At 28.5% G+C, this 24,052-nt stretch carries 22 protein-coding genes; 19 read left to right on the top strand and 3 right to left on the bottom strand.

Annotated features, from left to right (window positions below):
- Positions 1-9 precede the first annotated feature (9 nt).
- From HMPREF3045_RS05540 to HMPREF3045_RS05525, 4 genes are all read left to right on the top strand, one after another.
- On the top strand, positions 10-435 hold the full coding sequence (locus HMPREF3045_RS05540) for a DUF4430 domain-containing protein (RefSeq protein ID WP_070737721.1): 426 nt from the start codon (positions 10-12) through the stop codon (positions 433-435).
- Entirely contained in the window at positions 436-948 is a 513-nt protein-coding gene (locus HMPREF3045_RS05535) for a hypothetical protein (protein ID WP_070737718.1), read from the top strand. It abuts the gene before it with no gap.
- Between the two features lie 110 nt (positions 949-1,058).
- Positions 1,059-2,072: a uroporphyrinogen decarboxylase family protein gene (locus HMPREF3045_RS05530; protein WP_257244378.1), complete on the top strand. Its 1,014-nt coding sequence runs from the start codon at positions 1,059-1,061 to the stop codon at positions 2,070-2,072.
- A gap of 11 nt (positions 2,073-2,083) precedes the next feature.
- Complete coding sequence (locus HMPREF3045_RS05525; RefSeq protein WP_257244377.1) at positions 2,084-3,196, top strand: uroporphyrinogen decarboxylase family protein; 1,113 nt, start codon at positions 2,084-2,086, stop codon at positions 3,194-3,196.
- Between the two features lie 102 nt (positions 3,197-3,298).
- On the opposite strand, the gene msrB is transcribed toward HMPREF3045_RS05525, so the two are convergent.
- Positions 3,299-3,736: a peptide-methionine (R)-S-oxide reductase MsrB gene (msrB, locus tag HMPREF3045_RS05520; protein WP_070604845.1), complete on the bottom strand. Its 438-nt coding sequence runs from the start codon at positions 3,734-3,736 to the stop codon at positions 3,299-3,301.
- Positions 3,737-3,859: 123 nt separating this feature from the next.
- Here msrB and HMPREF3045_RS05515 point away from each other — a divergent pair, with 123 nt between their 5' ends.
- A complete protein-coding gene (locus tag HMPREF3045_RS05515; RefSeq protein ID WP_070604848.1) occupies positions 3,860-5,101 on the top strand; it encodes an aminotransferase class I/II-fold pyridoxal phosphate-dependent enzyme in 1,242 nt (413 codons plus the stop codon).
- Between the two features lie 57 nt (positions 5,102-5,158).
- Here the strand turns inward: HMPREF3045_RS05515 and HMPREF3045_RS05510 are convergent, their stop codons facing one another.
- Both HMPREF3045_RS05510 and HMPREF3045_RS05505 read right to left on the bottom strand, forming a co-directional pair.
- Entirely contained in the window at positions 5,159-6,901 is a 1,743-nt protein-coding gene (locus HMPREF3045_RS05510) for a phosphoenolpyruvate carboxykinase (protein ID WP_070604851.1), read from the bottom strand.
- 159 nt (positions 6,902-7,060) lie between these two features.
- Complete coding sequence (locus HMPREF3045_RS05505) at positions 7,061-7,702, bottom strand: SdpI family protein (protein WP_070737713.1); 642 nt, start codon at positions 7,700-7,702, stop codon at positions 7,061-7,063.
- Positions 7,703-7,846: 144 nt separating this feature from the next.
- Between HMPREF3045_RS05505 and HMPREF3045_RS05500 the strand changes: the two genes are divergently transcribed.
- The 14 genes from HMPREF3045_RS05500 (at position 7,847) to HMPREF3045_RS05435 (ending at position 24,007) form a co-directional block, all read left to right on the top strand.
- On the top strand, positions 7,847-9,223 hold the full coding sequence (locus tag HMPREF3045_RS05500) for an NAD(P)/FAD-dependent oxidoreductase (RefSeq protein WP_070604857.1): 1,377 nt from the start codon (positions 7,847-7,849) through the stop codon (positions 9,221-9,223).
- A 215-nt stretch (positions 9,224-9,438) separates the two neighbouring features.
- Positions 9,439-9,987, top strand: coding sequence for a translation initiation factor IF-3 (gene infC / locus HMPREF3045_RS05495; protein WP_070604860.1), 549 nt, complete (start codon positions 9,439-9,441; stop codon positions 9,985-9,987).
- Between the two features lie 9 nt (positions 9,988-9,996).
- Positions 9,997-10,197 carry a 50S ribosomal protein L35 gene (gene rpmI / locus HMPREF3045_RS05490; RefSeq protein WP_004839184.1) on the top strand — a complete coding sequence of 67 codons (201 nt, stop codon included), beginning with the start codon at positions 9,997-9,999 and terminating at the stop codon, positions 10,195-10,197.
- A gap of 12 nt (positions 10,198-10,209) precedes the next feature.
- A complete protein-coding gene (gene rplT, locus HMPREF3045_RS05485; RefSeq protein ID WP_070737710.1) occupies positions 10,210-10,563 on the top strand; it encodes a 50S ribosomal protein L20 in 354 nt (117 codons plus the stop codon).
- Positions 10,563-11,294, top strand: coding sequence for a TrmH family RNA methyltransferase (locus tag HMPREF3045_RS05480; protein ID WP_070737707.1), 732 nt, complete (start codon positions 10,563-10,565; stop codon positions 11,292-11,294). Before rplT ends, HMPREF3045_RS05480 begins: the two co-directional genes overlap by 1 nt.
- A 217-nt stretch (positions 11,295-11,511) precedes the next feature.
- Positions 11,512-12,534, top strand: coding sequence for a phenylalanine--tRNA ligase subunit alpha (gene pheS, locus HMPREF3045_RS05475; protein WP_070737704.1), 1,023 nt, complete (start codon positions 11,512-11,514; stop codon positions 12,532-12,534).
- Positions 12,535-12,542: 8 nt separating this feature from the next.
- Positions 12,543-14,921 carry a phenylalanine--tRNA ligase subunit beta gene (gene pheT / locus HMPREF3045_RS05470; protein WP_070737701.1) on the top strand — a complete coding sequence of 793 codons (2,379 nt, stop codon included), beginning with the start codon at positions 12,543-12,545 and terminating at the stop codon, positions 14,919-14,921.
- 8 nt (positions 14,922-14,929) lie between these two features.
- On the top strand, positions 14,930-15,454 hold the full coding sequence (zapA, locus tag HMPREF3045_RS05465; protein ID WP_004839179.1) for a cell division protein ZapA: 525 nt from the start codon (positions 14,930-14,932) through the stop codon (positions 15,452-15,454).
- Positions 15,454-17,670, top strand: coding sequence for a peptidase U32 family protein (locus HMPREF3045_RS05460; protein ID WP_070737699.1), 2,217 nt, complete (start codon positions 15,454-15,456; stop codon positions 17,668-17,670). The genes zapA and HMPREF3045_RS05460 overlap by 1 nt, the downstream gene beginning before the upstream one ends.
- The gene (locus HMPREF3045_RS05455) at positions 17,670-20,015 is read left to right on the top strand and encodes an endonuclease MutS2 (RefSeq protein ID WP_070737696.1); all 2,346 of its coding nucleotides are present in this window, start codon (positions 17,670-17,672) and stop codon (positions 20,013-20,015) included. The genes HMPREF3045_RS05460 and HMPREF3045_RS05455 overlap by 1 nt, the downstream gene beginning before the upstream one ends.
- 14 nt (positions 20,016-20,029) lie before the next feature.
- Complete coding sequence (argS, locus tag HMPREF3045_RS05450) at positions 20,030-21,730, top strand: arginine--tRNA ligase (protein WP_070604883.1); 1,701 nt, start codon at positions 20,030-20,032, stop codon at positions 21,728-21,730.
- Positions 21,730-22,431: a hypothetical protein gene (locus HMPREF3045_RS05445; RefSeq protein ID WP_070737693.1), complete on the top strand. Its 702-nt coding sequence runs from the start codon at positions 21,730-21,732 to the stop codon at positions 22,429-22,431. The genes argS and HMPREF3045_RS05445 overlap by 1 nt, the downstream gene beginning before the upstream one ends.
- Position 22,432: 1 nt before the next feature.
- A complete protein-coding gene (locus HMPREF3045_RS05440) occupies positions 22,433-23,533 on the top strand; it encodes a tetratricopeptide repeat protein (RefSeq protein WP_070737689.1) in 1,101 nt (366 codons plus the stop codon).
- 99 nt (positions 23,534-23,632) lie between these two features.
- Positions 23,633-24,007 carry a RidA family protein gene (locus HMPREF3045_RS05435; RefSeq protein WP_039920558.1) on the top strand — a complete coding sequence of 125 codons (375 nt, stop codon included), beginning with the start codon at positions 23,633-23,635 and terminating at the stop codon, positions 24,005-24,007.
- Positions 24,008-24,052 lie beyond the last annotated feature (45 nt).

Raw genomic sequence — 24,052 nt, 5'->3', positions numbered from 1 at the left:
GAGAAAAAAATGAAAAATTACAAAAAATTATTAACTGTTCTTACCCTAACAACTTTAACTCTTACTTCATGTGGGAACAAAAATGAAGCAAAAAATTCTAACAATTCAAATCCATCAAATATAGTAAGTATTGAGTCTAATGAAAAAGAAGAGGTCACAAACGTAAGTATTTTAATTAAAGATACAGTAAATGACAAAGAAATTTTAAAAGAAGACGGAAAAATTGATAAGGATGGTCTTCAAAAATATCTTGAAGAAAATCACAAGGCAAAATTTGAAGACGGAATGATGACAGAGCTTGAAGGAATAAAACAAGACAAAGAAAAAAATCAATACTGGATGTATTATGTAAATGGAGAAATGGCTGAAGTTGGAATTGGCGATTACCTTCCAAAAGAAAATGACCAAATAGAATTTAGATTCGAACAAATGTAGATGGATACAAAAAAACTTACAAGGCTTGCAGGTCTTTGCGCAATTTGTGTAATCACAAGGATATATTTGAAATTAATTCCAAATGTCCAAATCTTATCAGATATAATTTTAATTCTTGCAATAAATGGAAGGCTTGATGAATCTTTGATTGTAAATGCGATTACTATGATCATAACAAGTTTTTTTCTTGGTTTTGGTTATTGGGTTATATTTCAAGTTTTGGATTTTGGAATTTTAGGAATTTCAAATTATATGATATTTAATAAAATAAAAATTAAAAAAACAAAAATAAATAAGGCAATTGCTCTAGGGATTTCTGGATTTATTTATGGATTTTTGATTACTATAATGCAAGTCTTATTTATGGGTGGAAATATTTTTACTTTTTTTGGACTTTATGCTGGATCAATTCCTTTTGATATCAACCATATGGTAGGAAATATTGTAATATATATTTTTCTTATCTTTAGGCTTGAAAAATATATTACGGGAGAAAAGCATTTTAAAAATTAAGGAGAGATGATGGATAAAATAAAACTTCAAAAAGAAATTTCAAATTATAAACCAGAAATGACATCAGATGAAAGATTAAAAGCTTATTTTAAAGGAGAGCGAGTGACCACTTGCCATTTAATTTAATGAGTCTTGATATGGCTTATGGAATGAATTTGGGATATACATTAAAAGAAACAGACCAAATTGAAAATTTAATAGAAATTATTAAAAAAAGATGCCAAGAATATAAAGTTTATGGAATTTCTGAAGGTTTAAATCTCAGAGCTATGGGCTATGCCCTTGGTTCAAGTGGAATTTTTCCAGAAAATGATATAGACCATGTCGAAAAATATTTGTTAGAAGATGAAATTGATATGGATTTATTAGAAATGCCAGATCCCTGCAAAAATAAATTTTTAAAAAGAAAAATTGATAATGCAAGAAGGCTCAAAGAAAATTTCCCAGACCATAAAATTTCTACTTTTGTAGCAGGACCAATGACTGTTCTTTCAGCTTTAAGACCGATTGAAAAACTTTTGAGAGATTTGAGAAAAAATCCTAAAGGAGTAAAGGACTTGTTGGATTTTGTTTTGGAAGCAAATATGAAATGGATTGAAGTTTTTAACAAGGAATTTGGAGATGTGGGAGTGATGATTGCAGATCCAGTTTCATGTGACGATATTTTAAGCCCAAAACAAGTAAAAGAATTTTCCTTTCCATATTTAAAAGAATTGACTGATAGGATTTATAAGATAAATAATATCAAGGCAAATCTTCATATTTGCGGTCACACAAAAAGACAATGGGAAAATCTTACAAATTTACAAATTGGATCATTTAGTGTTGATAATTGTCATGACCTTAGTGAATGTAAGGAAATAATTCAAGATAAATTATCCTTAATGGGAAATGTCCCGCCTGTTGATGTAATGAGAAATGGTAGTGTGGATGATGTAATAAATTCTGTAAAATCTTGTATAAAAAAAGGTGCAGATAATAAAATGGGCTTTATTTGTGCAACTGGTTGCGCAACTCCTGCAAATAGTCCAAAAGAAAATTTGGATGCCTTTGTCTATGCAGTTCAAAAATATGGAAAAGATGCAAAATTAGGGGAAATTCCACAAGCTGTGTGGGAAGATTAATGGGAGGATTTATGAACAAAGAAGAACTTAAAGAAGAGATGAAAAATTATAAACCAGAAATCTCTTCGTCAGAAAGAATATCTAAATATTTGAGTGGAGAAAGAGTAGACCACATTCCATTTGCAATTATGAGTACAAATAGGATTATTGCAAACCATCTAAATTATACAATTAGCGATATGGAAGATGTGGACAAATTGTCAGATATTGTCCAATACAAATATGATAATTATAAAATTGTGGGATTAACAGAAGAATTAAGTCTTAGGACTATGGGCCATGCTGTTGGTTCAAAATTAGTTTTTCCAGAAGATGATATTGATTATATAGAAGAATTCGTAATGGATGATAAGCTTGATATAGATTTAATCGATTTGCCAGATCCTTTTACAAATGAAGTTTTGGCACCAAAATTAGAAAGATCAAGAATCCAAAAAGAAAGATTTCCAAATATGGCAATAGAAACAGAAATTCCAGGGCCAATAACAACAGCCGCCGCCATAAGACCAATTGAAAAACTTTTGAGAGATTTGAGAAAAAATCCACAAGGAGTAAAAGAATTATTAGATTTTTGCTTTGAAGCAAATATGAGATGGGCAAAAGCCTTCAAAAAAGAATTTGGACCAACAAGTATCATGGTTGTAGACCCAGTTGGATGTGATGATATTTTAAGTCCAAAGCAAGTTAAAGAATTTTCCTTACCATATTTGAAAAAACAATTGAGTTCTTATTATGAATTAAATGGAATAAAGGCAAATTTACATATTTGCGGTCACACAAAAAAACAATGGAAATATTTAAAAGATTTGGATATTGATTTTTTCAGCGTAGATAATTGTGAAGATTTAGAAGAATGTAAAAAAGAAATAGAAGATAAATTAATTGTTGTTGGAAATATTCCTCCAGTAGAGGTAATGCGCTATGGAAGTATTAATGATGTAATAGAATCAGTAAAAACCTGCATAAAAAAAGCAGCTGACGCGAAATGCGGCTATATAGCAGCAACAGGATGCGGTTCTCCAGTAAAAACTCCAATAGAAAATTTGGATGCATTTATTTATGCAATAAATAAATACGGCAAAAATGCAAAATTAGGCGAGATGCCAGAAGCTATAAATGATTAAAAAATTATAAAAAGTGAGCCAAAAATTTTCAAAATAAAATTTGAGGCTCATTTATTTTTTGTCTATCAAAATATATAAAAATTTTTGTTTGAAAATATATTTTTAATTTTCAAACAAAATTAGATATTCTTCATATCCTTCTTCTTTTAATTTCTTTTTTGGAATAAATCTAAGGCTTGCGCCGTTTATGCAATATCTTAGTCCGCCTTTTTCTTTTGGTCCGTCAGGAAAAACGTGGCCCAGATGTGAATTTGCATTTTTGGATTTTACTTCTGTTCTTATCATTCCATGAGATAAGTCCTCATTTTCTTTTATATTATTTTCTAGTGGCTTTGTAAAAGAAGGCCAGCCACAACCTGAATCAAACTTATCTAAAGATGAAAATAAAACCTCTCCGCTAATTATATCTACATAAATTCCATCCTTATAAAAATCATTGTAGATACTAGAAAAAGGTTTTTCTGTGTAAGATTTTTGAGTAACCTCATAAGATAATTTAGAAATCTTATTGAGTTTATCTTTTTTTATTTTCTCATCCATAATATCCCCCTTACAAATATTTTACTAATTTATAATAATTTAGGCAATAATTTTTATTTACTTTTAAAATGAATTAATTAGTGATACAATATTTTCAATAATAATGAAAAATGGAGATAAATTATGGGGAAAAATATTATAGCAGACCATGCGAAATGGCCTAGACTTGAAGATGCAATTTTTAAAATTAGCGGAGAGTGTAAAAAAGCAATAGCAAAAAAAGGAAAAGATAAAATTATAAATTCCACTTTGGGAACTTTAATCGATGATGATGGAAATATTATTGCATTTGATAGCGTTTATGATACTTTAAAAAATATGGACAAAAAAGATATAGCAAGCTATGGAGCGATAGAAGGCGACAAAGAATTTTTGGATCTAGTAATTGAAAAATGTTTTGGAGCTTACAAACCAAATGGATTTATAAAATCAGTTGCAACAGCTGGGGGAAGTGGAGCAGTAAGACATACGATTTGGACTTTATCAGGTGTGGGAGATTATGTAATTTGCCCAAATTGGTATTGGCCAGCTTACGCCACAATGTGCGAAGAATACAATAGAGAATTTTTGACTTATGAATTTTTGGATGAAAATTTTGAATTTAATTTAAAAGAATTTACAAAAGCCTTGGATTTTTCTTTGGAAAAAAAAGATAGGGTAGTGTGCGTTTTTAATTCGCCTGCAAATAATCCAACAGGATTTACAATTGAAGATTCTATGTGGGATAAAATTTTAGAAATTATAAAAGATAGAGCAACTTATGGAAAATATATTACGATTTTACTAGATGTTGCCTACATTGAATTTGCAGGAGATGGAAGGCAAAAGAAATTTTTTCAAAAATTTGGAGAATTGCCAGAAAATATTATCACAACAATTGCTTATTCAATGAGTAAATCCTACACAGCTTATGGACTAAGGTCAGGAGCTTGTATAATTGTTTCGTCAAATGAAGAAATTGCAAATCAAGTTTTTGATTCAATGAAACACTCAAACAGGGCGATTTGGTCAAATATAACTCATGCAGGAATGAATATATTGGTAGATTTAGAAAAAGATGAGAAAAAGAAAAAATCTTACGAAAAAGAACTAGAATTTTACAGAATAATGCTTGAAAAAAGAGCCAAAGCCTTCACAGAAAATTCAAAAAAAGTAGGACTTGTTACCCTTCCATATTTTGGAGGATTTTTCATATCAATTCCTTGCAAAAATTCTAAAAAAATCGCAGAAAAATTAAAAGAAAAAGATATGTATATAGTTGCAAACAAAGAAGGATTAAGATTTGCAGTATGTGCAGTAAGCGAAGAAAAATGCAAAATTTCTCCAAAACTTATAAAAGATACAATGGATGAGATAAATAATTAAAAAGCTTAGAAAAATAAAATAATTTATGCAAAAAAATAGACCGCGGGGTCTATTTTTTTACATATTTTTAATTAATTCAAAAAGCTCAATAGCTGCCGATCTTGGACCTTCAAATTGCATGTTGTTAAGTCCTAGTTGGGTTTTTATTGTTCCTACTTTTACTTTATTTTCAAATAAGTTATCAAAATATTTATCTAGTAATTTGTCACATTCTTCTCTTTTTTGAACTGGACCAAATGGATTTGCAAAATATGTTTGAACAAGTCCTGTTTCGGTTGTTGTTCCTTTGGCAAGTCTTGCACCTCTTTTGAAAACTCTTAGGGCTTCTTCTTTTTTATCAAAAATTTCTATTGAATCACATCCGTCAAGAACTGCTGAATAATTGTCAGCGTATAGGAAAAAATCAACTTCATATCCTAAATTTATTTCATCAAAAGATGCAACTGGCATTATTAATCTTGAATTTACTTTGTCAGGATTCATAAAAATTGACCTGTCGATTTGTTTAAAGGCGTAACCTGCATCAAGGTCATCAAGTCTTACAAAGGCTCCAATTTCTGTTCCATAAGCATAAACTTTATTATTTTTAATTCTAAATGAACCCATATCGTCAAAGACTATTGTCATTTCTTTTATATAATCTTTGGCAAGTGATCTGAAAGCTTCTATTGATTCGCTTTTTCCTGCTCCGCTATCTCCAAGAATAACAATATTTACAGTTTTATTATTTTGCAAAACTACAGAAAGTCCTGCACCATGAATTGGCAAATATTCTTTTTTAATATTTATTACGTTGTTTAAAGTAAGGACCATTTTTTTCAAATAACCAAAATAATCAATTTTATCAGAGTAAGCAATGTAGCCTACATATAATTTATTTTCCTTATCATAGTAAAAAGAATTTTTTCTTTCGCCTTCATCTTTTGGTCCATAAATATAAATTGCATCTGGTGTTTTTTCTTCGATTTCTTTAACATCAGCTAATTCAAAAAGGTTTGATGCAGAAACCCCATGTGTTAATAAATCTCTATGAAAATATATAAAAATCAAATTATCGCCAACTTTTGCTGGATAACAGAAAAAGTGTGGATAATTTATATTTGTATTTAAAATTGGATTTTCATAAACTTCTTCAAAAAACCCATCTCTCTTGTTTGATTTTGTATAAGTTATATAAGGAGTTTCAATCATAACTTGAGTTATAAAAGGAATTTTATTTAAATCTTTATAAATTTCTGGATAATTTTTATTAAATTGCCTAATCATAATAGACGCATCGGCAGCTGCTGGGACTTGCCTATAAACCTTTGGCCATTCTCCAAGAATTGACATTTCAATTCGCCTGTAGGCTTGAAGAATCATATTTTTTAATTTTTCATTTATTTCAACAAAATTTACAACTCCAACTCCTCTGGAATTTTCATTTTGTTGTATTATTGAATATCTTTCAAGATTTCTCCAATAATTATAAAATTCCTCAACGATTTTTAGTAAGCCATCTTTTTCCTTATTTAAATTATGATATTTATTAATTTTTGATGAAACTTCATCAATATTCATCACTGTCAAAAGTTTTAAAATATCAGTTAGCTCTCTTGCAAGAGAATCAACAGATGAATTTATAAAAAACTGTTCAATATAAGCATATACTCTTGTCGAATCCTTTTTGTGATAATTTATAAAACATTTTGTCAAATCAAGAAAGGATTCACTATTTAAAAGTTCATTTACATCATTAAAAAATTGTTCGGATAAATTTAATATAGCTTTGTTGCCTGTAATCGAAAATTCTTTGCTCATTTTATCTCTCTTTCTTTACTCTTTTCTATTTTTATTAATAATTTTTATTAATTATATATCAAATCCCCATCTAAAACAAGAAAAAAAGATTCTTTGTAAGAACATTCATCAAAATCATTTAATAAGTTCTTACAAAAAATCTCATTTTAAAATTACAAATTATTTTTTTATTTTCCTATAAATATAATAAGAATAAATAAAGGAAAATAAAGTTGAAATTATTAGACTGGCTATAAAAATATAAAAGCAAATATTTAAAGAAAATGACAAGGATGTAAGTGAAATAATTCCGCTAAAGAAAAATAAAATCCCTGCAAACTTTTGAGTTTTTTTCCACACCAAATCATCTTCCATAGCCCAAGATGTCCTAAATCCCATGGTATAATTTCTTTTTATTTTTGGCATAAAAATTCCGCTAACTGCTACAAGCAAAGAAAAAAGTCCAAGTAAAATTCTTCCAACATCAATATTATCATTAAAAGTTTTCCAAACAGTCAAACTTACGATAAGAAAATTTAAAATTGGTATAAATAATAAAAAAATGTGCTTATAATTTTTATCGTGTTTGTCAGATTTTGGATCAAGGCTAATGATAAGAAAAAGCGCCAGATAAAGCAAAATCATAAAAGTAATTACAAACAACAAAGCATTAGTTTTATTTGTATAAAAATTAGAATTTGCATACAAATCATAATGAATTGGAATTCTTACCGGAAGCCTATCATAAAAAATAATTGCTATTATTATAGATAAAATAAAAATAATCGTTGCAAAAATTAAATTTTTTTTATTTTCTTTCAAAAAATCCACCTACCTTTCTACTTTAATTAATATCATTATATTAAATTTGTTTGCAAAAGTATAGAAGTTTAAAAATAAAATCATTTCGTTTTTTTATTTTTAAATGCTATAATAACTATGTATGCGAAACAAGAAAGGAATATTATGAAAGAATATGATGTTGTTGTAGTAGGCAGCGGCGCTAGCGGATCTTTTATGGCCTACGAATTTACTAAATTAAATTCAGATAAAAAAGTTTGTGTAATAGATGCAGGAAGAAAAGTAAAAGCTAGAAAATGTCCTATATCAGAAGGAAAAGTTAATTCTTGTATAGGATGCAATCCTTGTAATATAATGTATGGATTTGGAGGAGCAGGAACTTTATCAGATGGAAAATATAATATAACAACTAATTTTGGTGGAGATTTACATAATTATATTGGAGAAGATAAGGCGCTTAAATTAATGGAGTATGTAGATTCTGTTCTTATGGATTTTGATAAGGGAGATGCTACACTTTATTCAACAGAAAATACAGGATTAAAAAGTGAATGTCTAAAAAATGATTTGCATTTATTAACAGCAAAAGTTCGTCATTTTGGTACAGAAAGAAACAGAGAAATTTTACAAAAAATATACGATTATGTAAAAGATACTGTAGATTTTGAATTTATGACAAAAGTTATAAATGTAGATTTTGAAGACGGATATTATTTTGTAAAAACTGACAAGAATGAAATAATAAAATGTAAATATTTAGTTCTTGCTGCAGGAAGATCTGGTTCAAAATGGATTTCAGATACTTGCCAAGAATTTGATGTAGAAATGAAAAAAAATAGGGTTGATATTGGAGTTCGTGTAGAAGTTCCAGCAGAAATTTTCAAACACATAACAGATAAAGTTTATGAAGCAAAAATTGTTTACCAAACAAAACAATATAACGATCTTGTAAGAACATTTTGTATGAATCCATATGGAGAAGTTGTAACAGAAAATACAAATGGAATTATGACTGTGAACGGTCACTCTTATGCAAACCCAGAGCTTAGAACAGAAAATACAAATTTTGCCCTTTTAGTTACAAATAAATTTACAGAACCATTTAAAGATTCAAATGAATATGGCGAATCAATAGCAAGAGTTTCAAATATGCTAGGTGGCGGAGTATTGATGCAAAGATTTGGAGATCTTGTAAAGGGAAGAAGATCATCAGAAAGAAGAATGAAAAAATCCTTCCTAAGACCAACATTAAATGCAACAGCTGGAGATTTGTCATTAGTTATGCCAAAAAGACAATTAGATGACATAATAGAAATGATTTATGCTCTTGATAAAATTGCTCCGGGAATGGCAAACGACGATACACTTTTATATGGAATAGAAGTTAAATTTTATAATTCAGTTGTAGAAGTTAATGAAGAATTTGAAACAAGCCAAAAAAATCTATTTTGTCTAGGCGATGGATCAGGAGTAACACATTCCCTATCACAAGCTTCAGCATCAGGAGTTGAAATGGCAAGAATTTTAAATGAAAGAGCTTAATAATTTTAAATTTTGATTTAAAAAATTTTGATTTTTAAAATTAAATTTTCAAATAAAAATATTTGACAAAAAATACAAATTCTTGTATCATAACAAAAGAGAGTTAAAGAAGTACCCACAACTCACCTGCCGACAATTTGTTTTCAGGTTACAATCTCTTGTTAGAATAATTTTCTAATTATATTTTGTATTTTATATGGGTACTTTGAGTACCCATTTTTTTATTTGAATATTTTGGAGGTAACATTATAAAAGATTTAAAAATTAATGACGAAATTAGAGACAATAAGCTTAGACTTATAGACGAAGACGGATCACAAATTGGAGTTGTATCAAAAGATGAAGCTTTGGATATGGCTTATGATAAACAATTGGATCTAGTATTAATGTCACCAAATGCTAAGCCACCAGTTGCAAGAATTATGGATTATGGGAAGTTTAAATACGACCAAGAGAAAAAAGCTAAAGAAAATAAGAAAAAACAAAAAACAACTCAAACAAAAGAAACAAGATTTAGCTTAAATATCGAAGATCATGACCTAGCAACCAAGGCTAATCAAACAAAGAAATTTCTTAACAACGGAGACAAGGTAAAAGTCTCATTGAGATTTAAAGGTAGAGAATTGGGTCATAAAAACTTAGGCTATGATGTATTAGATAAATTTATGGAATTTGTTGGAGATTGTGCACAAGTTGATAAGAAACCAGCAATGGAAGGAAGATCACTTGTACTATTCATTTCACCAAAGACAGAAGAAAAATAGGAGGCAAATATGGCTAAGAACAAAATCAAAACAAAAAGAGCAGCTGCAAAAAGATTTAAAGTTACAGGCAGTGGAAAAATAAAAAGACACAAAGCTTATAAGGGACACCTTACAGCTAAAAAAACACCAGCAAGAAAAAGAAGATTAAGAAAATCTACAATGGCATCTAAAGGCGATACAAAAAATATCAAAAGATTATTAAATATCTAATAGGAGGAAACAATGGCAAGAGTAAAAAGAGCATTAAACGCTAAAAAAAGACATAAAAAAGTTCTTAAACAAGCTGAAGGTTACTACGGTTCAAAATCATTACTTTTCAAAACTGCAAACCAAGCAGTAATGAAATCTTTACAATATGCATTCATTGGAAGAAAAAGAAGAAAAAGAGATTTTAGAAAATTATGGATTGCAAGAATAAATGCAGCAGCAAGAGCAAATGGAACAAGCTATTCTAAATTAATGGGAAATCTTAAAAAAGCAAATATATATATTAACAGAAAAATGCTTGCAGAAATTGCTGTATCAAATCCAGAAGAATTCACAAAATTAGTAGAATTAGCTAACCAAGCAGCTTAATGATAATAAAATCAGAATCTAACGAAAAATATAAGTATTTAAATAAACTAAAAAAGAAGAAATACAGGAAAAAGTTTAATTCTTTCGTAGTCGAATCAATAAAAATTGTAGAGCAAATTCCAAAAGACTTTGAATGCGAGTTTGTTTTTGTAAATGAAGATATGAAAGATTATGAAACTAATTTTAAAAAGATAGTTTTTTCAAATAAATTATTTGATAAGCTATCTTTGCTTGAAAATCCTGAAGGGGTTTCAGCTTGTTTGAAAATAAAAAATCAAAAAGAAATTTCTTCTGATAAAATTTTACTTTTAGACCATATACAAGATCCAGGAAATCTTGGCACAATCATAAGAAGTGCCGAGGCATTTTCTTTTAAGGATATAATTTTATTAAATTCTTGTGTAGATATATACAACGAAAAAACAATTAGAGCAAGTATGGGTTCTATATTTAGGTTAAATTTTATCGAAGTCGAAATAAATGATTTAAAAGATTTGTTAGATAAAAATTATAAACTGGTTTTGGCAGATATGAATGGAAAATCAGTAGATTATTACAAATCTTGTGATAAAATAATATTAGCAATAGGAAACGAGGCTAATGGAATCAGTAAATCTTTAAAAGATTTATCAAATGATTTTGTATCCATAAAAATGGATGGAAAAATCGAATCATTAAATGCGGCAATTGCTGCATCAATATTGATGAATAATTTTAGCCAAAGCGGATAAAAGCTATACTATCCAAGCAAAGCAAGTGGTAGATGATGAGAGGCCACCTTGTAACGGTATAGTAATTCCCCGCCTAGCTTTGATACGAATTAAGTAGTTGAGACGGTAATGCGTTATAATTATTGAGTGGATTATTACAATCAAATTAGGTGGTACCGCAGATTATTCTGTCCTTTTACAGGGCAGTTTTTTTGTACCAAAAATTAAAGGAGAAAAAATGAAAGAACAATTACAAGCCTTAGTCAAAGATGCAAAAAAGGCTATTGAAAGTACAGATGGTTTAAAAAATCTGGAAGAATTAAGAGTTAAATATTTAGGAAAAAAAGGAGAAATAACTTCACTAAAGAAAAATATTTCAAAATTACCTAACGAAGAAAAGCCGATGGCTGGTAAATTAATAAATGAAATATCAAAAGAAGTTGAAGAAAAATTAGAAAAAAGAAAAGAAGAAATTAAAAAAATTCTTCTTGATAAAAAAATAAAAGAAGAAAAAATTGATGTAACTGCAAATTTCGACCTTTATTCTAGCGGACATTTTTCAGTTATAAATCAAACAATGGCAGAGCTTGAAGAAATTTTTCAAAATATGGGCTTTGACGTTGTTGAAGGACCAGAAATTGATACGGTGAAAAATGTTTTTGATGATTTAAATTCTCCAAAAAATCACCCATCAAGATCACTTTCTGATACTTTTTATATAAATGAAAATACACTTCTTCGTCCTCACACATCAAGTATGCAAATTCGTGTGATGAATGAAGGAAAACTTCCAATAAAAATGGTTTCAGCTGGAAGAGTTTTTAGAAATGATGAAGTAGATGCAACTCACTCTCCAATGTTTCATCAATTGGAATGTTTGGTTGTTGATGAAAATGTATCACTTGCAAATTTAAAAGCAACTCTTGAAACTTTTATAAAAGAAATGTTTGGCGATGAAATGAAAATGCGTTATCGTCCTCATCATTTTCCATTTACAGAACCATCTTTAGAAGTTGACGTAACTTGTCCAATTTGTGGTGGCAAGGGATGTCCTGCTTGTTCAAATACTGGTTGGTCAATGGAACTTTTGGGTGGAGGAATGGTTCATCCAAATGTATTAGAAAATTGTGGAATAGATAGTGAAAAATATACTGGTTTTGCCTTTGGTCTTGGAGTTGATAGAATTGCCATGGTTAAGTACGGACTAGATGATATTAGATTACTATTTGATAATGACAAAAGATTTATTGAGCAATTCTAGGAGGGATTATGTTAGTACCTTTAATTTGGCAAAATGATTATATAAAATTAGACGAAGATTTAAAAACAATTACAGATAGATTATCAGAGACAGGATCACACGTTGAAAGTGTAAATTTTATTTCTGATAAACTTGATGGCCTTGTTGTAGGAAAAGTTTTAAAACAAGAAAAACATCCAAATGCCGACAAATTATTTGTTCTTACAATTGATGTTGGAGAAGAAATTACTATAGTAACTTCTGCAAAAAATACAAAAGAAGGCGACTATCTTATAGTAATTAAATCAGGATCAGAAATTAACGGACAAAAAATTGATGACCATGAATTTTTTGGAATTGTAAGCCAAGGTATGCTTACATCATACAAAGAAATAGGTTATGATGATTCAGTTATTGAAAAAAAATCAAAAGATGGAGTTATAGTTTTATCTGGAAAATTTGAACCAGGAACTCCTGCTGTTGAAGTTTTATTTTCAAATACTCCAGTAATTGAATATGAAATTACTCCAAATAGACCTGATTGTCTTTCAATTATTGGAATGGCAAGAGAATCTGCTGCATCTTTTGATAAAAAAATTACTTATCCATCATTAGAATACCCAACAGTTTCTGATAAAAAAGAAGATTGCTTTAATGGGATTGAAATCAAATCAAAAAATTGTAAAAGATTTACAGGAAGAATTATTAAAAATGTAAAAGTTGGCGAATCTCCTCAATGGCTTAAAAATTGTTTGATGCTTGCTGGAATGAGACCTGTAAATAATGTTGTAGATATTACAAATTTTGTAATGCTTGAAACAGGTCAACCTCTTCATGCTTATGATCTTGAAACTTTACATGATAGAAAAATAATTGTAAGAGATGCAAAAGATGGAGAAATAATTAAAACTCTTGACGGAGAAGAAAGAAAATTAAATGAGGAAGTTTTGGTAATTTCTGATGGAAAAGAAGCAATTGGTCTTGCAGGAATTATGGGATCAATGGATAGTGAAATTACAGAAAATACAAAAACTATTCTTCTTGAATCAGCTAATTTTGATTCTGATAATATTAGAAAATCTTCTAAATTTTTAAATTTAAGAAGCGAGGCTTCCTCAAGATTTGAAAAAGAAATTTCTGTAGAAAATGCAGAATTCGCATCAAAAAGAGTTATGAAACTTATAACTGATCTTGGAATTGGAGAAGTTTTAGAAGATCATTTTGATGAGGGAATAAAAGAAAGTCCAGAAAATAAAGTAAAACTTAGAATCGCTAGATTAAATTCTTTAATTGGAAAAGATTTTTCAAAAGATGAGGCAATTTCTTATTTAAAATCTTTGGAATTTGATATTGAAGATATAAATGAAGACACGATAGAGGCTACAATTCCAAATTTCAGAATGGATATTTCAATTGAAGCAGATTTAATCGAAGAAGTTGCAAGACTTTATGGAATGGGAAAAGTTGAGTCAAAACCACTTTATTCATCATTACAAAGAGGAGAAAAATCTCCTATGAGATTATTGAAAGATGAATTAAAAAATAATTTATTTGGACAAAAATTCTCAGAAATTACAACCTATTCATTTATTTCTCCAAGAGATTATGATAAATTGTTGGTTGATGAAAATTCAAAATTAAGGGATTATATAAAAATAATTAATCCTTTGGGAGAAGATTATTCTGTAATGAGAACAACCCTTCTTTCAAATATGCTTGATACTTTTTATAAAAATATTTCCAAAAAACAAAATGATTTGAGGTTTTATGAAATTGGAACTGCTTTTATTAAAGATGGAGCTGACCTTCCAGAAGAAAAACAATATTTGACTATGGGTCTTTATGGAGATTATTCTTTCTATGATTTGAAAGATTTCTTTATTAAAGCTATGAAGAAAACTGGTTTTTATGGATTTAGATTTGAAACTGAAGAAAATATCAAAACTTTCCACCCAGGAAGATGTGCAAATATTTATCTTGATGGAGAAAAAATTGGTATTATGGGACAAATTTCCTATGAAGTTATGGAAGAATTTAAAATCAAAAATCCGGCCTTAGCCCTTGAAATTGATCTTTCTATGATTAAAGATAAAAAAATCGACCAAGTAAAATACAAGGCTCTTTCAAAATTCCCATCAATTTTACGTGATTATTCATTTACTTGTGATAGGAATGTAGAAAGTCAAATGATTGAAGATATAATTATTTCAAGAGCAAATGGCTTGGTAAGAAATATAGAAATTTTTGATATTTATACTGGAAGTCAAATTGATGAGGGACAAAAATCAATTTCTTACAAAGTTTCCTACGGTAAAAATGACGCTACATTAAAAGATGAAGAAGTAGAAAAAATTGAAAAAGAATTTTTAGAAGATTTAAGTAAGGAAAATATAAACTTGCGTAGTTAGGAGTTAAAGTGGCAGATAATAAAATTGTTGTTAATATTGCTGGCATGGACTACACTTTGATAAGTGATCAAGATGAAAATCAAATTGAACAAATAGCAGCTTATGTCGACAAAAAAATAAGAGAAATCGACAACGACAAGCTAACTCGTGAAAACCAATTGGTTTTGGCATCTTTAAATATTGCTGATGAAATGTATAAACTTTTGATTAAGCACAAAAATTTAAGAAAAGAAGCCGAAGAGCCAATCGAAAATTATCCAAAAATAAAAGAAGCCTATGAAGATTTGGAAGAAGAAAATCAACTTATAAAAGATGATTTTGAAAAATCCAAAAAAGATTTTATGGAATCTATGAAAAAAATTGATGAATTAAATTCTACAATCAATAGGTTAAATGATGAAATTGACAAAAAAAATAAAATAAATAAATCCAAAGATGAAAATCTTCAAAAACTTAGAGAAAATCTTATTTCTTTGCAAGAAGAAAATTTAGATTTACAAAAAGAAAATGAAGATTTGAAAAGAGATTTATAATGAGAGAAGTTGAAATATTAGCTCCTGTTGGGAAAATGTCCATGCTTTATGCTGGACTTTCTGCAGGGGCTTACAGTTTTTATTTGGCACTTGATGATTTTGGGGCAAGAGCCTACGCCAAAAATTTCTCGCTTGAAAATGTTGAGGAAGTAATTGATTATGTTCATTTATTTGATAAGAAAGTTTTTATAACTATAAACACTCTTATTAAAGATGAAGAAATTGATAAGGCTATTTTTTATATTGAAAAACTTTTTGAATATGGGGCGGATGCGATTTTGATCCAAGATATTGGTCTATATTCTTTGGTTAAAGATATAAATGAAAATGCAAAGCACAAATTAGAATTTCACGCCTCAACTCAAATGGCAATAAAAGATTATGAGGGGGCACTTACAGCAAAAAAACTAGGTTTTGACAGAGTGGTCGTTGCAAGGGAAACTGAAATTGATGAGATAGAAAAAATTTGCAAACTAGATATTGATACAGAAGTTTTTGTTCATGGATCACTTTGTGTATCTTTTTCAGGAGAATGTTTGATGTCATCATATCTTGGAAAAAGATCCGCAAACAGGGGTAGGTGTGCAGGAATTTGTAGAAAAAAATATCAGCTTATAAATGATGGAAAAGTTTTGGGAGAAGATTACTATCTTTCAATGAAAGATTTATCAACCATAGATTTTACCGATGATTTGATAAAGGCTGGAGTAGATTCATTAAAAATTGAAGGACGAATGAAAACTGATGAATATGTCTACAATACTGTAAAAAATTATAGGCAAAAATTAGAGAAAAACTCTTATGATAAGGACCAATTAAGAGATATTTCAAATAGGTCATACACAAATGGATTTGTTTTTGGACAAAAATTTTCCTATCTTGCCCTTGAAAACGAAAATAAACACAGAGAAATTGGCGAAGTTTATGAAAAAAATGGTAAGAGATTTTTCAAATCAAATTCAAATTTGATAAAAGAATCAATTCTTCAAGTTACAACTGAAAAAAATAAAAAACTTCCATTGACTTTGATAGAGGATTTGAAAAAAAATCAAGAATTAGAATTAAAAGACTTTAAAGATGCAAAAATAGGTTTAAAAATTTATCTTCTATCATCAAAAATTTTAAAAGAGAATCTAGACCAAGGTCTAAATTCTTACAAAAATTTGCCTTTGGACATAAAATTTGAAGCGCAAATTGGACAAAAGCCAAAAATTACCCTCAAATATAAAGATACAAAAATTTCTTATGAAGGAGAAAATTTGGTTGAAGAAGGAAAAAATATTTCTTTAACGAAAAAAGATATTTCAGAAAATCTTACAAAACTTGGAAATACAATTTATAAGGCTAATGAAGTCGAAATAAATATAGCCCCAAATATATTTTTGAGAAAAAAAGATATAAATTCAATGAGAAGAAAAGCAATAGAAAGTTTAAATGAAAAAAGACTTTCAATTTACAAAAATAAACCAGTTAAAATTGAAAAAAGAAAATTAAAAGATAAGAAAAATTATAAAAGAGAAAAAAACATAGAACTTTTGTCAAATGACATAGATATTTCTTTATTAAAAGATTTTGACAATATTTATTTGAGAAAATACGACAAAAAATTTGATGGGCTAAATATTTTCTATATTATGGATGCTGATAAAAAATATGACCTTGATTTTATTTCTTTTTTAAAAGAGAAAAATTTTAAGGGAGTAGTTTTCAATAATTATAAAGACTTTGTTTTAAAAGATGAACTTTTAAAAAATGGATTTGAAATCAGGATTGGAAGATACTTAAATGTTTTTAATTCCTATACTTTTGATTTTTACAATGACTTTTCTTCAATGATTTCATCTTCAGTTGAAAATTCTTTTGAAAATATAAATAAAAATTCAAGAATTTATCCTACAGAAATTTTGGCATACGGTCCAATTGAACTTATGAATATGCGCCATTGCCCGTTTTCTGCCATAAAAAAATGTGGACTTAAGGGATGTGAGTCTTGTAAATTTTCTGATTCTAAAATAAAAGATGAAGACGGAAATCTTTTTGATATAAAAAGAAGGGATGGACTTTCTAGAATTTATTCAAATGAAAGTGCCAACATTGACCTTAAAAAAATTGAAAAATCAGTATCTTTATTGTATCTTGTAAGAGATGAGAAAGATATAAAAAATATAAGAAAAAATAAGATTAACAATCTTGGATATGACAGGGGTGTTATTTAATGCAGGAAAAAACCTTAGAAGTTTTGGAGTTTGGAAAAATTTTGGAAAAACTCCAAACTTATGCAAGAAGTGAACTTGTTAAAAAAGAAATTTCAAAAATAAAACCTAAAAATAATTTAAAAGAAATAAAAGATGAACTTGAAAAAACCAAAGCCATGGAAGAGGTTCTTGTAGAAAACGGAAATATTGATATTTTTGGCCTTTTCGACTTAAAAGAAATTATTGGATATGTAAGGAAAAAAGGAATACTAGAACCCTTTGAGCTTCTAAAAGTTTTAGACCTACTTAGGGTTAGCAATTATTTGAAAGAATATGGGGAAAATATTGAAAATCCTTACATAAAAGATTTGTTTGATAGGATTTCAACAAATGATTTTATAAAAGATGAAATCGAAAGGTCAATTATTTCAGAAGATGAAATAGCAGATAATGCCTCAGCAAATTTAAGATCTATTAGGAAAAAAATGGGAAAAAAAGAAGCTGAAATTAAAAATAAATTATCCTTTTATATTTCATCTCCAAAATTTGACGAATCTCTTCAAGATAAGGTTGTTTCAATTAGGGACGGAAGATATGTTCTTCCAGTAAAAACAAATAAAAAATCAGTTTTAAATGGAATAATCCACGATAGATCCCAATCAGGAAATACACTTTTTATAGAACCAAATGCCATTGTCGAATTAAACAATGACCTTTCAAATTTACAAATAGAAGAAAGCGACGAGATTAGAAGAATTTTAGATAGACTTTCAAGATTTGTTGAAGGCTTTGACCAAGAAATTTTAGAAAACCAAAAATTAATTCAAAGAATAGATTTTTTACAAGCAAAGGTAAAATATTTTTTGGCACACGAATACAGCATGCCAAAACTTACCGACAAAAAAATAATTAATTTAAAAAATGCCCGTCATCCACTGTTAAAAGGAAAAGTTGTTCCGATAGATGTAAAAATCGGGGATGGTTACAAAACTTTAATAATCACAGGACCAAATACAGGAGGAAAAACTGTATCACTTAAAACTGTAGGCCTTGTTTCTTTGATGGCTCAAGCAGGTTTTTATATTCCATGTGATGAAGATAGTGTGGTAAATGTTTTTGATGATATATTTTTGGATATTGGCGATACCCAATCAATTGAAATGAGCCTTTCAACTTTTTCGGCATCTCTTACAAATATTGTAAAAATCACAGAAAATGTCAGCGAAAATTCTTTGGTTTTATTAGATGAAGTTGGAAGTGGTACAGATCCAACAGAAGGAGCTGCCCTTGCAATTTCTATTTTGGAATTTTTGAAAAATAAAAATGTAATGACTTTTGCAACAACTCATTATTCTGAGTTAAAATATTATGCTTTGGAAAAAGAAGGAGTAATGAATGCAAGCGTGGAGTTTGATGTTGAAAGCTTATCGCCAACCTACAAATTAATTATAGGAACTCCAGGAAAATCAAATGCTTTTGAAATTTCAAAAAGACTTGGCTTAGATAAAAAAATATTAGCAAATGCAAAATCAATTCTTTCAGATGATAATAAAAATTTCAATACAATTCTTGAACAGCTTGATCAAAATAAAAAAGAAATGGAAATAAAAAATCAAGAGATAGAAGATTACAAGAAAAAAATCAAAAAAGCAAGAAATGATCTTTTGGCTTTGTCTGAAAATATTAAAAAACAAGAAAAAGAAATTATTGAAAAGGCAGAAGATAAGGCAAATAAAATTTTGGAAGAAGCAAATAAAGCAAGCCAAGATATGCTAAAAATTGCAAAAAAATCAAAAAACGCAAATACTTCTGATATTGATAGGTCTTTAAATGATATTAGAAATAAATATAAAGATTCAAAAATTGACAGGCAAGAAGAAGTATTTAAAGAAAAAATAAGCAAAAACGCTCCACAAAATTTAAAAGTTGGAGATGTAGTTTTAATTGAAGGATTAAATGAAAAGGCTCAAGTAATTGAAAATCCCGACGAAAAGGGTAATATAAAAGTACAAATGGGTATTTTGAAAATGGATTCCAATATTAAAAATGTTACCAAAATAAAGTCAAATAATAAGACTAAAGAAAATACTAACAGAATTTATAAGGCAAAAAAAGCCATGCACATTTCTCCAACTCTTGATTTGAGGGGTCAAAGATATGACGAGGCTTTGAGAAATTTTGACAAATACCTAGATGATGCTATGCTCTCAGGACTTGACCAAGCAAAAATAATCCACGGCAAGGGAACTGGTGCTTTGAGAAATGGTATAAATGATTATTTAAAAAATAATAAGATGATCGACTCCTATAGACCTGGAAATGAAAAAGAAGGTGGATACGGAGTAACAATTGTAAAATTCAAATAGGACTTGGAGGGAATATGAAAGATTTTAAAGAAATTATAGCTAAAAAATTAGAAGAAAAAGAACTAGGGTTGGGTTACAAAGAAATTTATGATTTAATTGAAATTCCACCTCAAGAAAATATGGGAGATTTTGCCTTCCCTTGCTTTACATTGGCAAAAACTATGAGAAAAAATCCTAAACTTATTGCAGAAGAAATTGCAAGTAGTTTAGAAATTGATGGCGTTGAAAAAATTGTAAATGAAAATGCTTATGTAAACTTTTATCTAGATAGACAAAAAGTAACAAACGATGTAATTAATGAAGTTATAGAAAAAGAAGATGACTATGGTAAAAGTGATATGGGTAAGGGAATCAACGAGCTTGTTGAGTTCTCATCTGTAAATATTGCTAAGCCTTTCCACATTGGCCATATTAGATCAACAGTAATTGGAGATGTTATTAGAAATATTTATGAATATCTTGGATACAATGTAACAGCTTCAAACTATATTGGAGATTATGGTACACAATTTGGTGTAATGATTGCAGCTTACAAACTTTGGGGCGACAAAGAAGCAATCGACAAAGACCCAATCAATGAACTTTTAAATTTATATGTAAGATATACAAAAGAAGCAGAAGATAACGAAGAATATCAAGAAAAAGCTAGACAAGAATTTAAAAATCTTGAAGATGGCGAAGAAGAAGCTATGAGATTATGGCAATGGTTTAAAGACTTATCTTTGAGAGAATTTGACAGAGTTTACGGAATGCTTGATATAAAATATGATAACTATCACGGAGAAAGTTATCATTCACAATGGATGCCAGCAGCCCTTGAAGAATTAAAAGAAAAAAATCTTTTAGTAGAATCTGATGGAGCTTATATAGTAGACTTAAGCGAATTTAATTTGCCACCATCAATGTTAATTAAATCAAATGGTTCATCAGCATATATTACAAGAGACGTTGCTACAGCACTTTATAGACATAGAACCTATGGACTAGATAAAAATATATATATTGTAGGAAGCCAACAAAAATTACATTTCCAACAATTAAAGAAAATTTTATACTTAATGGGACACGAAGATGTAAGCGAAGAAGTTTTACACGTACAATTTGGTATGGTTTCACTAAAAGACCAAGTTCTTTCAACAAGAAAAGGTCACGTTGTTTTCTTAGAAGATGTTTTAAATAAAACAATCGAAAAAACATATTCAATAATGAAAGATAGAGATAACCAAATTGAAAATCTTGATGAGGCAGCAAAAATTGTAGGTATTGGTGCAGTTAAATTCCAAGAATTATACAATTCAAGAATCAAAGACTATGTATTTGATTGGGATGAATTATTAAATTTCGAAGGAGAAACAGGCCCATACGTTCACTACACTTATGCAAGAGCAAAATCTGTATTAAGAAAAGCTGGAAAAGAAGAATTTGGACAAATGAATTTTGAAAAATTAAATACAGATGAAGAATATAGCTTGATTAAAGCATTAGAAAGTTTCCAAGACGCAATAATACTTGCTAAAAATAGACTTGAACCATCAGTAGTTGCAAGAAAAGTAATGGAAATTGCTCAAAAATTCAATAAATTTTATAATTCTACACAAATCTTGGTAGATGATGAAAAATTAAAAGAAGAAAGACTTGCCCTAACTAAAGCTACATCAATAGTAATTAAAAATGGTTTAGGAATATTAGGAATAAAAACAGTGGAACAAATGTAATGAGTGAAAGAATTATAGATTTTTTAGAATGTTCTAAATACGCATTTTCAGAAAGTGTAAAAAAAATAAAAAAATCCTATGTTCTTTTCATATCTTTGGTAGTTAGGTCGATATTTGAAGGCATGAAGGGTTTATCAATTTTAAACTCTTCATACCTATCATCATTAATAAATTATTTTATAGAAATATTAATTTTGTGTTTTGTTGCTCAAGCTTTAAGATCAATTGTTCTTTACAATAATACAGGCAAAAAATCCATAGAAAATTCCATATCGAATTTTTTCTATTTAATAATGGCAGCAATGTTTTCAATTTATATAATTGAGCTTATATTTGATAATTTATTGAGCGGACTTGATCCTGCAATTTCTAATTTGCTTAAAATTGTATTTAAATTATTCACATCAGCTGTAATAGAGCTTGTCTATATAGATAGCGTTTATGGATTTAGTATACTTATAGATTCATTTAATTTTGTAAAAAACAATTTTTTTGTTTGGGGAATTTATGCCCTAATATTTATTTTGATAGATTCATTTTTGATAAATAAGATTGTAGTAAACACATCAGCATTTGCAAATGAATTTATATATGTAATATTGCTTGCCCTTTGGGATACAATATCTTTATTATTTAAAGGACATTTATTCAAAACATTATCAAATCATTCCTACAGACAAAGAAAATTTATGAGAGGGTAAGATGGCGAAAATAGACCAATATTTTTTGAATTTTACAGATAAGCTTGGATATATTGACCTAAAAAAAGAATCATCATACGATTTATTAAACAAAACTCCACTAGCTCTTTACACAGAAGACTTATCAGAAAATGTAATAAATGGAGAATTTGAAAATAAAATAAATCTAGATATTATTTTAGATGGATTAATAATGAACCTTGCCATAGATAAGGATTTTAAATACAAAGATGCCTATATTAAAATTATAGAAAATTATATAAAAAATATAGGAGCCCATGCAACACAAAAGGCCTTAAAAAATTTGGAAAACAAAACAGAAAAATCTTTGCTTTTATTGAGAGGAGCTTATATAATAAATCCTTTTGATAAATATAATGCCTATAATTATGCAAGAATTTTGTGGCCAAAAGCCTACGAAGATACAGAATATAAGGACGAATTTATAAAAGAATCCCTTAGAATTTTGCAAGATATAATAAGCCAAGACGAAGATTTTCCACTTTCATATTATGAATTAGGAAATATATACGCAAATCTTGGAGAATATATAAAAGCAAGATCCTATTATGAAAATGCTCTACAAAGAACAAAAGACATAGAAGCCCAAAACGAAATAAGAGATAAAATCAAAATGATTTTTGACAATGCCGAAATCGAAGAAGGACTATATTATATAGGAAAAGGAAACTTCGACAAAGCAATACAAATTCTAACAAGACTTCTATCAAAAACAAAAAGAGCAGACGCTTATTATTATTTAGGAGTGGCCTATCAAAATATAGGACAATACGAAAATTCCATCCTAGCCTTTGAAAATTCCCTAGAAAAAGGCGGAGAATTTAGAGAGCTTTATAACGATTACTCAATAAGCTTATACGCAACAGAAAAACCAATAGATGCAATAGAAATAATAAATCAAGGATTAAAAAAATACCCAGAAGATCCAAGAATGATCTACAATAGGTTGCAAATAAATTTATCACTAAATAATATCAACAAAGCCAAAGAAGATATAGAAAATTTAGAAAGCTATGACGACCTTAGCGACGAATTATCAAGGAACTTACAAATAATTAAAGAACAATACAAAATAAATTAATCTCAAATTAAATTTTGAGATTTTTTTTATTGCAGTTGAATAAAAATAGAAAAAAAGTATGTTTATAATGTAATAACGTTTACTTAATAGGAGGAAATTATGAAAATAATTGAAACAAAAAATGCACCAGGTGCAGTAGGAGCATATTCACAAGGAATAGTATCAAACGGATTTGTATATTCATCAGGACAACTACCATTAGTTCCAGAAACAGGTGAATTAATTTCAGATGACGTTAAAAAAGCAACAAGACAATCATTAGAAAATGTAAAAGCTATCGTAGAAGCAGGTGGCTCATCAGTAGAAAAAATTGTAAAAGTAAATATTTTCTTAGATGACGTAAACGACTTTGCAGCAGTAAACGAAGCTTATGCAGAATTTTTTGGAGATCACAAACCAGCAAGAAGCTGTGTAGAAGTTGGAAAACTTCCAAAAAATGGATTATTAGAAATCGAAGCAATAGCAGAAATCTAAAAAATTAAGCAAATAAATAAAAAAATATTTGACAATAGAAAAAAA

The sequence above is a fragment of the Anaerococcus sp. HMSC075B03 genome (assembly GCF_001815585.1).
Classification (GTDB): Bacteria; Bacillota; Clostridia; order Tissierellales; family Peptoniphilaceae; genus Anaerococcus; species Anaerococcus vaginalis.
This window is presented reverse-complemented; position numbering and strand designations above follow the sequence as displayed.